At 41.8% G+C, this 14,251-nt stretch carries 17 protein-coding genes; 10 read left to right on the forward strand and 7 right to left on the reverse strand.

The features are described from left to right. Positions 1 to 378 precede the first annotated feature (378 nt). From mzrA to AACL30_RS08325, 3 genes are all read right to left on the reverse strand, one after another. Entirely contained in the window at positions 379 to 744 is a 366-nt protein-coding gene (gene mzrA, locus AACL30_RS08315; protein WP_339058335.1) for an EnvZ/OmpR regulon moderator MzrA, read from the reverse strand. Continuing rightward, complete coding sequence (locus AACL30_RS08320) at positions 741 to 1,421, reverse strand: DedA family protein (protein ID WP_006704211.1); 681 nt, start codon at positions 1,419 to 1,421, stop codon at positions 741 to 743. Before AACL30_RS08320 ends, mzrA begins: the two co-directional genes overlap by 4 nt. A 119-nt stretch (positions 1,422 to 1,540) precedes the next feature. Next, positions 1,541 to 1,669 (reverse strand): hypothetical protein, encoded by a 129-nt coding sequence (locus AACL30_RS08325; protein ID WP_339058336.1) that lies wholly within the window; start codon positions 1,667 to 1,669, stop codon positions 1,541 to 1,543. A 496-nt stretch (positions 1,670 to 2,165) separates the two neighbouring features. On the opposite strand from AACL30_RS08325, the gene murB reads away from it, so the two are divergent. Together murB and birA are read left to right on the forward strand one after the other, a co-directional pair. Further along, positions 2,166 to 3,203 (forward strand): UDP-N-acetylmuramate dehydrogenase, encoded by a 1,038-nt coding sequence (gene murB, locus AACL30_RS08330; protein ID WP_339058337.1) that lies wholly within the window; start codon positions 2,166 to 2,168, stop codon positions 3,201 to 3,203. Beyond that, entirely contained in the window at positions 3,200 to 4,291 is a 1,092-nt protein-coding gene (birA, locus tag AACL30_RS08335) for a bifunctional biotin--[acetyl-CoA-carboxylase] ligase/biotin operon repressor BirA (protein ID WP_339058338.1), read from the forward strand. The genes murB and birA overlap by 4 nt, the downstream gene beginning before the upstream one ends. Before the next feature lie 29 nt (positions 4,292 to 4,320). Here the strand turns inward: birA and coaA are convergent, their stop codons facing one another. Then, a complete protein-coding gene (coaA, locus tag AACL30_RS08340; protein WP_339058339.1) occupies positions 4,321 to 5,274 on the reverse strand; it encodes a type I pantothenate kinase in 954 nt (317 codons plus the stop codon). A gap of 194 nt (positions 5,275 to 5,468) precedes the next feature. Continuing rightward, positions 5,469 to 5,903, reverse strand: a complete 435-nt coding sequence (locus AACL30_RS08345; RefSeq protein ID WP_339058340.1) for a hypothetical protein — start codon at positions 5,901 to 5,903, stop codon at positions 5,469 to 5,471. A 288-nt stretch (positions 5,904 to 6,191) separates the two neighbouring features. Between AACL30_RS08345 and gshA the strand changes: the two genes are divergently transcribed. After that, positions 6,192 to 7,796 (forward strand): glutamate--cysteine ligase, encoded by a 1,605-nt coding sequence (gene gshA / locus AACL30_RS08350; RefSeq protein WP_339058341.1) that lies wholly within the window; start codon positions 6,192 to 6,194, stop codon positions 7,794 to 7,796. A 167-nt stretch (positions 7,797 to 7,963) separates the two neighbouring features. Here the strand turns inward: gshA and slyD are convergent, their stop codons facing one another. Further along, positions 7,964 to 8,482, reverse strand: coding sequence for a peptidylprolyl isomerase (gene slyD / locus AACL30_RS08355; protein ID WP_339058342.1), 519 nt, complete (start codon positions 8,480 to 8,482; stop codon positions 7,964 to 7,966). Between the two features lie 175 nt (positions 8,483 to 8,657). Beyond that, on the reverse strand, positions 8,658 to 9,017 hold the full coding sequence (gene zapG / locus AACL30_RS08360) for a Z-ring associated protein ZapG (RefSeq protein WP_339058343.1): 360 nt from the start codon (positions 9,015 to 9,017) through the stop codon (positions 8,658 to 8,660). A gap of 240 nt (positions 9,018 to 9,257) precedes the next feature. Here zapG and zapE point away from each other — a divergent pair, with 240 nt between their 5' ends. The 7 genes from zapE (at position 9,258) to AACL30_RS08395 (ending at position 14,023) form a co-directional block, all read left to right on the forward strand. Then, a complete protein-coding gene (zapE, locus tag AACL30_RS08365) occupies positions 9,258 to 10,400 on the forward strand; it encodes a cell division protein ZapE (RefSeq protein ID WP_339058428.1) in 1,143 nt (380 codons plus the stop codon). 284 nt (positions 10,401 to 10,684) lie between these two features. Beyond that, positions 10,685 to 10,837 carry a hypothetical protein gene (locus AACL30_RS08370; protein WP_339058344.1) on the forward strand — a complete coding sequence of 51 codons (153 nt, stop codon included), beginning with the start codon at positions 10,685 to 10,687 and terminating at the stop codon, positions 10,835 to 10,837. A gap of 205 nt (positions 10,838 to 11,042) precedes the next feature. Then, positions 11,043 to 11,471 carry a 50S ribosomal protein L13 gene (gene rplM / locus AACL30_RS08375; RefSeq protein ID WP_339058345.1) on the forward strand — a complete coding sequence of 143 codons (429 nt, stop codon included), beginning with the start codon at positions 11,043 to 11,045 and terminating at the stop codon, positions 11,469 to 11,471. A gap of 17 nt (positions 11,472 to 11,488) precedes the next feature. Further along, the gene (rpsI, locus tag AACL30_RS08380) at positions 11,489 to 11,881 is read left to right on the forward strand and encodes a 30S ribosomal protein S9 (protein WP_043914944.1); all 393 of its coding nucleotides are present in this window, start codon (positions 11,489 to 11,491) and stop codon (positions 11,879 to 11,881) included. A 326-nt stretch (positions 11,882 to 12,207) separates the two neighbouring features. After that, positions 12,208 to 12,333, forward strand: a complete 126-nt coding sequence (locus AACL30_RS08385) for a hypothetical protein (RefSeq protein WP_339058346.1) — start codon at positions 12,208 to 12,210, stop codon at positions 12,331 to 12,333. A 515-nt stretch (positions 12,334 to 12,848) separates the two neighbouring features. Continuing rightward, positions 12,849 to 13,508 (forward strand): stringent starvation protein SspA, encoded by a 660-nt coding sequence (gene sspA / locus AACL30_RS08390; protein WP_339058347.1) that lies wholly within the window; start codon positions 12,849 to 12,851, stop codon positions 13,506 to 13,508. Positions 13,509 to 13,513: 5 nt separating this feature from the next. Then, positions 13,514 to 14,023 (forward strand): ClpXP protease specificity-enhancing factor SspB, encoded by a 510-nt coding sequence (locus tag AACL30_RS08395; protein WP_339058348.1) that lies wholly within the window; start codon positions 13,514 to 13,516, stop codon positions 14,021 to 14,023. Positions 14,024 to 14,251: the final 228 nt, after the last annotated feature.

A 14,251-nucleotide genomic window follows, 5' to 3' on the forward strand; every position in this document is an offset into this window, starting at 1 on the left:
GAAAACAAAGTATCGACATCACATCTGTATTTCCTACGACGTGCTTTAGCTTGAGCCCATAAAAGCACAGTTTATACCCCCTTCGCCTTTCAAGTTACGGCGGCGTTGGCAGCTCGCACTCATCACAGTCATGTACTACCTGTACACTCCTGAGATTCGCTTGATTGCCGCCTTGTCGTAACTCGAAATTCATTGGGTATACATAGCATAAATGAGAATTTTGAGTGCGGTTTTAACAAAAGACTGATTGCAAGATCGTAGCGAAGGGGATGAAGTCACGGTGCACAACAACCTTAACGTACAGATACATGAGAATTGCGAGTAGCGGGTAACGCAGAATTCATACCAAGCAGTAGATTATGCAAACAGTCTAAAGTATTAGCGAGCACAGGAAATTTCGAACAAACCCTTAGATTGGCTTGGTACAATATCATAGCCTATAGGTAGAATACTCTGCATGACTTCCATTGCTTGTTGCTGATATTCTGTGGATCCAAAGCTTATCACTAGAGCGTCATTTTCGTATGTAATGCTTTTAATACGGATTTTTTGCTCATCGAGATATTGGTACACTGCAAAACCATCAGGTAGTTTGAATCCTGGTTTATTAGCGATAATTTGTAACGTATTTTTTGTTGGTAACATGATAAAGATAAAAAATACCACAAGAGCGGCTAAAGCAAATGCCGTTAACCACCAATACTGCCTAGTAGCCAGACGAAAACCCGCTTTACGATGGATCACGATTGGTTATCTTCTTTGACCGGATTAACATATTTTTTTCGCCACAAAAAATATATGGAGCCAAATAGCCCAATGACCAATAGTGCTAATGGTAGCAATATTAAGACAAACATGAGTTCATCTTCGTATCGGATAAAAACAGGCGTTCTGCCTAGAAAAAATCCTAGGGAAGTGAGAATCAGTACCCAAAGCAAGCCGCTCATCCAGTTAAAAAATTGAAAGCGGGCGTTATTCAGGCCAGTAATTCCAGCAATAGTAGGTAATAGGGTGCGAATAAAAGCTAAAAATCGACCGACTAGCAGCGCAGACAAGCCATGACGGTGAAATAGTTGATGAGAACGTTGATGATAATGCGCCGGAAGATAAGCCAGCCATTTTTGCACAATTTTAGTATTGCCTAACCATCGTCCCTGAAGATAACTTAACCAACAGCCTAGGCTAGCTGCCGTTGTTAATACAATGAGTGTGATGGAAAAATTCATTGCTTCTTTTGAGATCAACACGCCAACAAGCAGCAGCAGGCTATCACCGGGTAAAAATGCGGCGGGAAGTAAACCATTTTCCAAAAAAATTATTACAAATAATAAAATATATATCGCCCAAACTAAAGATGGATTGGCCAGCGTTTCATAATCTTGCTGCCATAGAGCGTCAATAATTTTTAACATAATATCCATCTGGCGCTGTTCCCAAAATGTAATTAGACTTCCGTTGCCACTATTTGCAATTTAGCTGCTGGATAGCAGGCTAGCACTTGCACATTGTTATACCCTTCGCCTTTGAATCCGCCGCGTTGTTAGCTGCGGGTGTTCGCCGAATCACGTAGTATGACTACGCTCATCGGTCGGTCGCCCTGGCAGCCGAAGGCAACTTCAAAGGCGAAGGGTATATGTGCCTCGGTATTTTTTAAGGTGTAGAACTGCAAGGCGGCTCATTTTAACAAAATCATGGGATATGAAACAGGGAAATTTGGCATCCTCCACGCCCTAAATGGCGAGGATTCCTACCGCGTTCAGACTGAAGCCTGACTCGCCTCAGTGGATTCCTGCTTCATCGAACGGCCTAACTGCACCGACTCTCCACAGGAGAAAATCCCGCAAGCCCTGCGGTACTGATTGCCGTCATAGCTATGCCAAAGCTTTCGCTGTTAGCCATGGCATTTTAACACAGGTTAGTTGGAAAACCATTCCTTATATCCCCACAGCCTAAAGGCCGAGATTTTACGACACACTGGATAAATTTCTACACAATCTTTATTGATCTCTTAACAAGAACCGCCGTAGACTCTTGCTCAATACGAATAGAAACGAAAAAATGGTTTCAAATCAGCGCTAAAAAATACGTCTTTACTCATTCCGAACAAAAAAGAGTCTAATGCTGTCGATTAGGAAGCTGCAAACTCTAAAATAGGCATTTAAGCTATGTTAAATCAAGGGACATCTCTAAAAAATCTCAATACGTTTGCTTTATCTATGTATGCCACTAAAGTCGCCTACGCTGATTCAATTTCAACACTCACCAATACGTGGCACGAAGCTAAAAAGGCACATCAACCTGTTTTGCTACTTGGCGCAGGCAGTAATGTATTATTTGTCGAAGATTTTTCTGGGACTGTGTTGTTGAATCGGATTAAAGGGATCAGTTATACCGATGACAGTACGACTTGGTATTTACATGTTGGCGCCGGTGAAAATTGGCATCAATTAGTGTGTTATTCATTACAGAACAATATGGCCGGATTAGAAAATTTAGCACTGATCCCTGGCTGTGTTGGCGCAGCTCCTATTCAAAATATCGGTGCTTACGGAGTTGAGTTAGAAAACCTATGTGAATATGTCGATGTTTTGGATCTCAATACCGGTATTAACCAACGTATTACGGCAAAAGATTGTCAATTTGGTTATCGTGATAGCATTTTTAAACATCGTTACAGAGAAGGTTTTGCTATTGTTGCCGTGGGGATTAAATTGGCTAAAGTATGGCGCCCAACACTAAACTATGGTGAATTAAATCGTTTGGATCCCCTCACCGTCACTGCCAAAGAAATTTTTAATCTAGTTTGTACTTTGCGTCGTAATAAATTGCCTGATCCGATAGTGAATGGTAATGCCGGAAGCTTTTTTAAAAACCCGCTAGTAAGTAAAAAAAGGGCAATACAGCTCCTAAAACAATATCCCAATATGCCTTATTACCAACAATCAGATAATAGTGTGAAATTGGCAGCAGGTTGGTTGATCGAGCAATGTTCTTTAAAAGGCTACCGTATAGGCGGAGCAGCCGTCCATCAACAACAAGCTTTAGTATTGGTGAATATTGATCGAGCCGTGCCTCAGGATATACTTGATTTAGCTAATTATGTGCGTAGACAAGTAGCATCAAAATTTGCCGTTTGGTTGGAGCCGGAAGTGCGTTACATTGCTGCGAATGGAGAAATTAATCCCAAGGAGTATTTTTCGTGAAAAAGAGTAAAGTCCCTCTACGGTTAATTAATATATTAGCTGACGGTATGTTTCATTCTGGTGAGAAATTAGGCGAAATCATGGGGATCAGCCGTACTGCAATTAATAAGCACATTCGCACAATAAAAAGTTGGGGGCTGGATGTATTTAGTCTATCTGGCAGAGGTTATTGTTTAACTTGCCCTCTCCAGCTGCTCGATGAGAAAAAAATACGCAGTTATATACCCACAGCCCTTGAAGTTGCCGCTAGGCGACCAGGGTGTGAGACCGATGAGCGTAGACAACTACGTGATTCGGCGAACACTTGCAGCCAACAACGCGGCGGCTTCAAAGGCGAAGGGTATATGCCATCGGCCTCAGGGAACATAGAGGTTCTGTCCATAATAGACTCAACGAATCAATATTTATTAGAGCGTATGAACGAGCTCCAATCGGGTGATGCTTGTGTTGCTGAATATCAATACTCTGGCCGTGGCAGACGTGGTCGCCAATGGGTATCCCCCTTTGGTAGCAATATTTATTTCTCTATGTTTTGGCGATTGGAGCAAGGACCTGAATCTGTTATGGGACTCAGCTTGGTCATAGGTACCGCTATTGCGGAAGTACTCAAACAAATGGGTGTGGAAGATATCCGAGTAAAATGGCCGAATGATCTTTATCTACATGGTAAAAAATTGGCTGGGATCCTAGTGGAATTAACCGGAAAGATGGGTGATGCAGTGCAATTAGTGATGGGGGTAGGTATTAATATTTTGATGCCAATAACCGCACAAAAAGAATCAATCAACCAGGATTGGACGACGTTACAAGAAGCAGGGATTACTATTGATCGTAATGAATTAACGGCAGAATTATTTGCTACATTAAAGCGTGACATGATGCAATTTGAAAAAGAAGGATTAACCGCTTTTATTGATCGCTGGCGTCAGTTAGATAATTATTGTGATTGTCCGGTAAAATTGATTGTCGGGAAAAAAGAAATCAGGGGTATCGCCCGCGGGATTGATTCGCAAGGAGCATTATTATTAGAGCAAAACGGGACTGTCAAAGCTTACAACGGTGGTGAAATATCACTACGGGGTGTGTAAGGATCTGACACACCTAATTCAATCATTAGCTACTTTCTCAGCCGAACAAGCTCCACCTCATGATTAACACTTTTGGTCATAATGAGGCTAGCACGTTCACGTGTTGGCAAGATATTTTGCTTCAAATTCAAACCATTTATCTCATTCCATAATTGGCTAGCGATGCAACGTGATTCTGTTTCTGACAGTTGGGCATAATGGTGAAAGTAAGAATTAAGATGAGAAAACGCCCCCGCTCTAAATTTAAGGAATCGATCGATGTACCATTCTTGCAATAAATTCTCAGGAGCATCAACATAGATTGAAAAATCAACAAAATCAGAAACAAATACATGACGTGGATCATGCAAATAATCCATGCTGCTTTGTAATACATTTAATCCTTCTAAGATAAGAATATCCGGCTGTTCTATGATTTTTTTTTCATTAGGTACAATATCGTATTTCAGGTGTGAATAAACCGGAGCACAAACTTGGCTAGCGCCTGATTTTATTTCCGCAATAAAATTCACTAAACTGCGCATATCGTAGGATTCCGGGAATCCTTTTTTTTTCATCAAACCTCGTTCTTCAAGTACCCTATTAGGATAAAGAAAACTGTCGGTAGTTATGAGCTCAACCTGCCGATGCTCTGGCCAACGACTCAATAACGCTTGTAACAACCGTGCGGTAGTGCTTTTACCCACCGCCACACTTCCCGCTATACCAATAACATAAGGAATGTTTTGTCTATTGTTATTACCTAAAAATTGCTTAAGTATCATTTGACGACGCAAATCAGAGCTAATATAGAAATTCAGCAAACGTGATAAGGGCAGATAAATCTGCGCCACTTCTTCTACTGATAAGCTTTCATTAATCCCTTTTAGCTTAACAATTTCCTCTTCTGTTAGCGTCATTGGCACACAATCGCGCAGCGCAGCCCATTGCAGACGATTAAAGGCTAAGTAGGGTGTTGACAATGGCCGATGTTTTTTTTTCATAAACCCGATTTGCTTGTTGAGTCAGGCTAAAACTTAGCCTATCGCCAACGCCAAATAAAAACTAGGCGGCATATTACAGGATGCCGGGTTTTTGTTGTAGATTTTTTGATGAATTGAAAGCGAGGGAGAATAACCGGTACTTGATGGAGACATGCATCATTTCGTTTTCGGAAATGATGCAGGGTGGGGTAGGTTTATAATTCTTCTTTTGAAGGCGTATCTGTGGAAGCACTTCCTGATCCACAAAGAAGCGTCAATATATTCTCTGTGTTAATAAGATCACGGCCTATAAATGCCAAAAGAAGGCTAATCATAAAGGATATGTTAACATTAGCACCTGGATTAAACCGTCCTGCAATCAAGAGAAAAGAAAAAAAACCGATATTATGATCACTAATGAACTTGCCTTCCTTCATGATTCTGTCTGGTATATGTTGAATTAGTTGATCACACCATGAAGTTTCCGACACTTTATCTTTTTTAGGCGAAATAACAGGTAATGAACCATCTGGTAGATTTGAAACCCCAGTAACCTGAGACTCCAAAGAAAAAGGATCTTTTGACTGATGCCCAGCCTGAGAACTAACATGTGGATTTGGTACAAGACTCAACGGATCAATCATATTCATCTATTCCTTATAAATTTTTAATACATTATCGATCATCGATTAATTCTTACTATGAAATTCAGCTGTGGCATTAATCAACTCTAATTTAAAGCATTTCTACAAATCAAAAGCATAGATCAATCATTTAATAACGTCGTTGAGTATTAAATACTAAAATTACGTTAAGCTATTTCAGAAAATAATCATAATTTATGTAATTTTACCCTAGTTTCCATAAAGCACATGCAATCGATATCAACATAAGTTCCCCCACTGCTAGTTTAGTAGTCACAGTCGCGCAGTTTCGGTATGCTGGCGCATTATTGTTTTTCAGAGCGGGAGGTCAATTTGATCCCGGATGTATCACAAATGCTTTCCTGGTTGGAAGCCAATCCAAACGTATTACAAGGGATCCGCCGCGGTATTGAGCGGGAAACATTAAGGATCACTGCCGATGGCAGTTTAGCCATGACCGAGCATCCCAAATCGCTTGGGGCGGCACTGACACATCAATGGATCACCACCGACTTTGCCGAAGCGATGTTGGAGTTTATCACTCCGGTGAATACGAATATCGATCATCTTCTCGATTTTTTACGCGATCTTCACCATTACAGCGCGCGACAATTGGGAGAGGAAACATTCTGGCCCCTTAGCATGCCCAGTGATCTTCAAACACAACACAACATTGAACCGGCTAAATATGGCGCTTCCAATCTTGGGCGCTTTAAAAACGTATACCGTGCAGGATTAAAAAACCGTTACGGCGCATTAATGCAAATCATTTCTGGCGTTCACTATAACTTTTCGTTACCCACCGCATTTTGGCAACACCGAACCGATTATATCGATGAAAAAAACAGCAATGCAGAGATTTCCGCCGGATATTTTCGTTTGATCCGTAATTACCATCGTTTTGGTTGGCTGATCCCCTATTTATTTGGCGCATCTCCAGCAATCTGCTCTTCATTCCTCAACGATAAAAAAACTTCATTGGTTTTTGAACGTAAAAATGGCAGCTGTTATTTACCCTATGCCACCTCTTTACGTTTAAGCGATTTAGGCTATAGCAATAAATCACAACATAATTTAGCCATTTCTTTTAACGATCTAACCAGCTATGTTGACAGTATAAAACGGGCTGTCTGCCTGCCTTCAAAAGAATTTTCCGCCCTCGGTTTAAAAAAAGGAGAGGATTATTTACAGCTCAATACTAATCTATTGCAAACAGAAAATGAGTTATATGCGCCCATCCGACCTAAAAGGGTGAGCAAAGCCGGTGAAGCCCCCTCTGATGCTTTATTGCGTGGCGGGGTTGAATACATTGAAGTACGTTCGCTAGATATTAATCCTTTTTCGCCCATAGGAATTGACGCAACACAGGTTCGTTTTCTAGATTTATTTTTAATTTGGTGCGCATTAGCCGATGCCCCGACAATGAACAATAATCAGTTGGTGTATACAGGTAAAAATTGGCAGCGCGTGATCCTAGCAGGACGTAAACCAGGACAAACCCTTTTTGTCGGATGGGACAGTGATACTAAAGAAGCACCACTGAGTGAAATCGGTAAAGCGCTATTTAATGATCTGCGCCGAATAGCAAGCCTATTCGATCACAAGCAACAACAAGAATACCAACAAGTTTGTGATGAATTGGTCAGCTATTTCGATGATCCAAAATTGACTTTTTCTGCTCGTGTGCTGCAAGAAATACAACAAAAAGGAATGAATGAATTCGCTTTATCGTTAGCAGAGCGTCATCGGCATACATTAAAAAATGAATCTTTTCGAGTGATGAGTGAAAAACAGCTATCTGATGAAAGGGAAGCCTCATGGCAAAGACAATATGAACTAGAGCGTACTGATACACTTTCATTTGCTCAGTATCTTTCTCTGCATGGAGGAGGCCGTTAAAATAAAAAAAGGCCACTATTATGTGGCCAAAAAAACATCTGTATAACCTAAGGATGATAACAAATGCGCGTCTTGCATATATTAAGATATGCCGGCGGGCAAGAAGTTCCCTAGATTGAAAAAAATAGACACATTTTGTGGTTAATTTTCTTTTGTTTCATGTTAAATCAGCGCGCGCAGCAATTGTCAGTCTGTCGATGGTGGTGATGGTGATGCTCACAATGAACATGACCGTGCTGTAACTCCTGCTCGGTTGCTTGGCGAATGGCGACAACCTCAATGTTAAAGTGTAAATTTTGCCCCGATAATAGGTGATTGCCATCGACCACCACATGTTGATCTTCTACTGCTGTTATTGTTACTGGCATCTGGCCTTGATCGGTGTCCACTAAAAAACACATCCCCACTTCTAATGTCGGATCATCATCATCGACAAAGAGCGCCTTTTCGACACGTTGAACCAGATTTTCATCACGACAACCATAAGCGTCATCGGCGTCAAGATGCAGCTCAAAACGCTCCTCTACCTCACGACCCTCTAATGCCTTTTCCAGTGCGGGAATAAATGTATCCTGTCCATGTAAATACTGCAATGGCGAGTCCAGATCGTATTCCTCCAACAAGCGATTTTCTTCTGTACGAACTTGGTAAACCAAGCTAACTACCCTATGCTTTGCTATTTTCATCAATACTTTTCCTTAGAGCCTGTTCGACATCTCTTGTGCTCGTTTCTATAAAAAAGCAACTGCGCTTTTTCGCCCGTTTTTTCATCAATTAAGCGCAGCTCAAGAAGATTTAGAACAGGCGTTTGCAATAGAAAGTCGGGGGTTTATAAATACGTGTGTTTATAAATAAATGTTGTTAGAAATAGTCGAGGGGAGGCACTTTTACCTGAGGCTTATCGCCATCAGATTCATTATTACGATTATGAGAATGCAATGAATTGTCTTGCAAGGGTAAATCTGGTAGCAAATTATTCGAATTTTTCGCAATATGCTGATACAGCTGACGATAATCACGCGCCATGTTATCAAGCAATTCAGCATTACGCGCAAAATGGCCAACCAATTCTTGACGATATTCTTCAAAATCTATGCTTCTTCTATCCAATTCATTTTTTAATTTTTGTTGCTGACGTAAGTCACGGTTACCAAAACGCATGGCTAGTGCACCAATTAACATACCAACAATTAATCCAATCAACCCATATTCCCAAGTCATAGTGACTCCTTATGTTAAAACGGTATAACATCAATAGACTTCTTGCATAAGCTACTGCGTGGTGTGCATTCGGCGTTACACGGTGCTCGCAATCCTCATGTACTTATATGTAACTGCGGTTGCTGTGCGCCGGGCACCTTGACTGCCTCCCACTCCCGACGGTTTTGCAAGGAGTCTAATTAAATAACGACTACTATAACTCCTAATCTTACTTAAGAGGAATCCTGATCTTTGAGAAAAATACAACCGAACACCTTCACATCACTTTATCAACGTGCTTTGAACGAAAACGGCTTTCAAGCGGATGATGCACAATGCACTGCTGTCTCTCGTCTGGAGGAGGTTTATCAAGAGATGAGCCAACCCCGAAGTTTACCACAAGAGAGTATTACTCTATGCCGGTATTGGCGCCAATTTTTGGGTAAACAAAAACCGATGCTACCAACCAACCCGGTCAAAGGACTATATATGTGGGGCGGTGTCGGGCGCGGAAAAACCTGGTTGCTGGACTTGTTTTTTCAGGCCTTACCGAGTGAACGTAAGCTACGGCTCCATTTTCACCATTTTATGTTAAGAGTGCATCAAGATCTTGCCGAACTTCAAGGAAATGAAAATCCATTAGAGATCGTCGCCGATAGATTTAAAATACAAACTGATGTGCTTTGCTTTGATGAATTCTTTGTTTCAGATATTACTGACGCTATGCTGCTCGCAACCACATTGGAAGCGCTCTTTACACGAGGAATTACCTTGGTTGCCACATCCAACATCCCCCCCGATAACCTCTATCATAATGGCTTGCAAAGAGCACGTTTTCTCCCTGCGATTACCTTAATAAAACAGTATTGTGATGTAATAAAAATCGATGCAGGTATTGATTATCGACTGAGTACACTAACGCAAACGGGCTTATATCTGACACCGCTCAATCAGCAAACAGAAAAAACCATAACCCAGATGTTTGTCAACTTAGCAGGCACAGAAGGGGAAATCGCACCGGTGTTACAAATTAATTGCCGAGCTCTAGTCACGATTCGAGTAACCAAAGAAATACTGGCCGTTGATTTTCACGTTTTATGTGAACAAGCCCGCAGTCATTTAGATTACATTGTACTTGCTAAACAATATAATACCGTACTACTACACAATGTTCGCTCCATGGGCATCGATTATCCATCCGGTGCCGATGAAAGCACCGCGCGGCGTTTTTTAGCACTGATTGATGAATTTTATGAACGTAAAGTCAAATTAATTATCAGCGCGCAAGTACCCATGGCCGAGCTTTACCAAGGAGAACAACTTAAATTTGAATATCAACGCTGTTTATCACGTTTGCAAGAAATGCAAAGTAAAACCTATTTACAATTACTTCATTTACCTTAAATAATCGCTATGCCAGCAAAAATTTATCCATTTTTTGCCTCTGTTTAATTTATGTTCTCAATATACCCTTCGCCTTTGAAGTTGCAGCTAGGCGTCCAGGGCGTGAGACCGATGAGCGTAGATAGACTACGTGATTCGGCGAACACCCGCAGCCAACAACACGGCGGCTTCAAAGGCGAAGGGCATATTAAAAAACAGTTCGATCTTTAAGGTAGACTTCTCTATAATCACAGCATCCCAGGTTACAGCAAATTTTTCCCAAAAATAATATATACCCACAGCCCTTGAAGTTGCCGCTAGGCGGCCAGGGGGTGAGACCGATGAGCGTAGACATACTACGTGATTCGGCGAACACCCGCAGCCAACAACGCGGCGGCTTCAAAGGCGAAGGGTATAGCCCACAGTCCTTCAAGTTGCCGCTAGGCGGCCATGGGTGAGACCGATGAGCGTAGACATACTACGTGATTCGGGCGAACGCCCGCAGCCAAAAACGCGGCAGCTTCAAAGGCGGAGGGTATATTAAACGCTGGCAAGGCTATTCGAAGGGATAGATTTGCTAGATTGAGTGATCCTGTGAATCTTAAATTTTTTGTAAATTTGAGCCTTCACTAACATGTAACTTTTGAATTGGGTAAGCACTTAATGAAAACTTTTACAGCCACACCAGAATCTATAAAACGTGACTGGTACGTTGTTGATGCAAGCGGTAAAACGTTAGGGCGTCTCGCAACTGAACTGGCTCACCGCCTCCGCGGCAAGCATAAGGCGGAGTATACTCCGCATATTGATACCGGTGATTATATTATCGTATTGAATGCCGAAAAAATTGCCGTAACAGGTAAGAAGCGGACAGACAAAATTTATTACCGTTACACTGGCTACATCGGTGGACTAAAACAAACCACCTTTGAAGAAATGATTGCGCGCCACCCTGAGCGTGTAATTGAAAACGCGGTTAAAGGTATGCTGCCGAAGGGTTCCTTGGGGCGCGCAATGTACCGTAAACTTAAAGTTTACGCCGGCGATAAGCACAACCATGTGGCACAACAACCGCAAGTTCTTGACATTTAATCGGGATTATTATGGCAATGGCTGAAAATCAATACTACGGCACCGGGCGCCGCAAAAGTTCTGCCGCGCGCGTCTTTATCAAGCCTGGCTGCGGTAAAATATTAATTAATCAACGCAGTCTAGAAGAATACTTCGGGCGCGAAACGGCTCGTATGGTCGTACTGCAACCGTTAAAACTACTAGACATGATGGAGAGATTTGACCTATACATTACAGTCAAAGGGGGCGGTATCTCGGGTCAGGCCGGTGCTATCCGTCACGGTATGACCCGTGCGCTTATGCAATATGACGAGTCACTACGCCCTAACTTACGTAAAGCAGGCTTCGTAACACGTGATTCACGCAAAGTTGAACGCAAAAAAGTAGGTTTACGTAAAGCACGTCGTCGACCACAATTTTCCAAGCGTTAATTTTTACCGTATAAGAGCCTATTCGAAATCTTTTTTAGCGATAAAAAATGAGACAAGAAAACATAGTCTAAACGACATCATTAAATACTTCTTAACTGTTTATGACAAAGTCTTAGCGAGCACAAGAGATTTCGAACAGGCTCTTAGTGAACACAAAAGATCCCGAATAGGCTCTTAGATAAATGGCAAAACCTGGTTGTATACCCTTCGTCTTTGAAGTTGCCGCTGGCGGCCAGAGTGTGAGGCCGATGAGCATATACCCAATGAATTTCAAGTTACGGCAAGGCGGCAATCAATCGAATCCCAGGAGTGTATAGCCTTCCTCTTTGAAGTTGCCGCTAGGCGGCCAGGGCGGGCGACCGATGAACGTAGACATACTACGTGATTCGGCGAGCACCCGCAGCCAACAACGCGGCGGCTTCAAAGGCGAAGGCTATACAGGTAGTACATGACAGAGGATGAGTGATCGCTGCCAACGCCGCCGTAACTTGAAAGGCAAAAGGTATAGACATACTGCGTGATTCGGCGAACACCCGCAGCCAACAGCACGGCGGCTTCAAAGACGAAGGATATATACCAGGTTTTTTCTTGTTTTTAATCGATTTCTTAGAGCCTGTTCCAAATTTTCTTGAACAACGCTCAATTGATGAAGCATCAGCGAACATAAGAAATTTCGAACAGGCTCTTACAAAACGCACTATGTGACTACTCTTACAGCCCGACAAGGCTAGTAAAATCTGATAAACTGCCTTCTCGTTTCTGTCTATTCGTTGCACCTTCCGCAAAAGGTTTATTAAATTATTTAATCAATTGATTTTTTTCTGTTAAATTTTATATAACAGCATGGTGATTACAAAATGATAATCAACAATCTTTTCGCAATACTGTGTAACGGTAAGAAATTTTTAAGATTGCGGCTTAAGTAATTAAATATTTTTATCTTTTTTAAATTAATTTGGAGGTTTTCATGGCTATCGCTGCCAGCAAACGTTCGGTGATGACGTTATTTTCCTGTTCTACCGACATGCTTAGCCACCAAGTACGTATCGTACTGGCAGAGAAAGGTGTTGGTGTCGAAATCGAGTCTATTGATCCAGCAAATCCGCCACAAGAACTGAAGGAACTCAATACCTCTTGCTCAGTACCAACCTTGCTTGATCGAGATCTATCACTCGATTCAGCACGTATCATTATTGAGTATTTAGATGAACGTTTTCCTCATCCACCGTTAATGCCTGTTTATCCAGTAGCTCGTGCTCACAGTCGCTCGATGATGGATCACATAGAAAAGAACTGGTATTCTTTATTAAAAAAGATTGAAAAAGGAAATGAGCAAGACGCCGACTCTGCACGCAAAGATTTACATACACAATTATTAGCAAGTGCCGCTTTAATTACGCCAAAGAGATATTTTATGAGTGAGGAATTTAGCCTAATTGATTGTCAATTAGCCCCTTTGTTATGGCGTTTACCTAAACTGGGGATTGTACTAAGCGGTGAAGATTCTAAACAAATAAATGGCTATATGAGCCGTGTTTTCCAGCGCTCCAGCTTTCTAGCTTCATTGAGTGAAGCGGAACGTGAAATGCGTCCTGAAGAACATAAAATTCATACTGTCACAGGTTAAATACTATGGAAACACCAGATAATTCTCCACGTCGGCCTTATTTATTGCGGGCATTTTATGATGAGTTGATTGTTCGTAAATTAACACCTTATCTGCTGGTTGATAGCACAGAGCCCAATGTAAAGCTTCCTCCAGGACAAGGTTGTGATGGACGTATTGTTTTGAATTTGGGTCCCTACGCAGTGGAAAATTTGCAACTCGGCAATCACGAGGTAAGTTTTAATGCCAGCTTTAACTATATTCCATACCATGTCATCGTGCCGATGAAGGCTGTACTTGCTATCTATGCCAAAGAAGATGGAGAAGGCATAGTCTTTGAGAAAGAAGCCGCCTATGATATAGAACACAAAACGATTTCTGGCACTCATAATGAAAATCCAGTAGCAACATCTAGCAATTTGACACTGGTCGTTAATAAAGATGGGAAGCAGCAGGATGATAAAAGCCTATCAGATAATAATAACCAGCAACCACCACCACGGGGCAGTCGCCCTACCTTACGAATAGTAAAATGACCGCCAGAAAGATTCTTTTCACCACAAGCTTGACTACTGACTTACTAAATTAGCGGGCTGAACTGCTTAGAGCCTATTCGAAATCTTCTTTGCACTATGCTCAATTGATGAAAAAAGTGGGCGAAAGATCGCAGTTTACATAGCATAAACGAGCATTTCGAGCTCGTTTTTGATGAAAAACTTGTTTGCAGAGCCGTCGCGAGGGGTGTGAAGTCAAGGCGCACGGCG

This window comes from Candidatus Regiella endosymbiont of Tuberolachnus salignus (assembly GCF_964020115.1).
In the GTDB taxonomy this organism is placed as follows: Bacteria; Pseudomonadota; Gammaproteobacteria; order Enterobacterales; family Enterobacteriaceae; genus Regiella; species Regiella insecticola.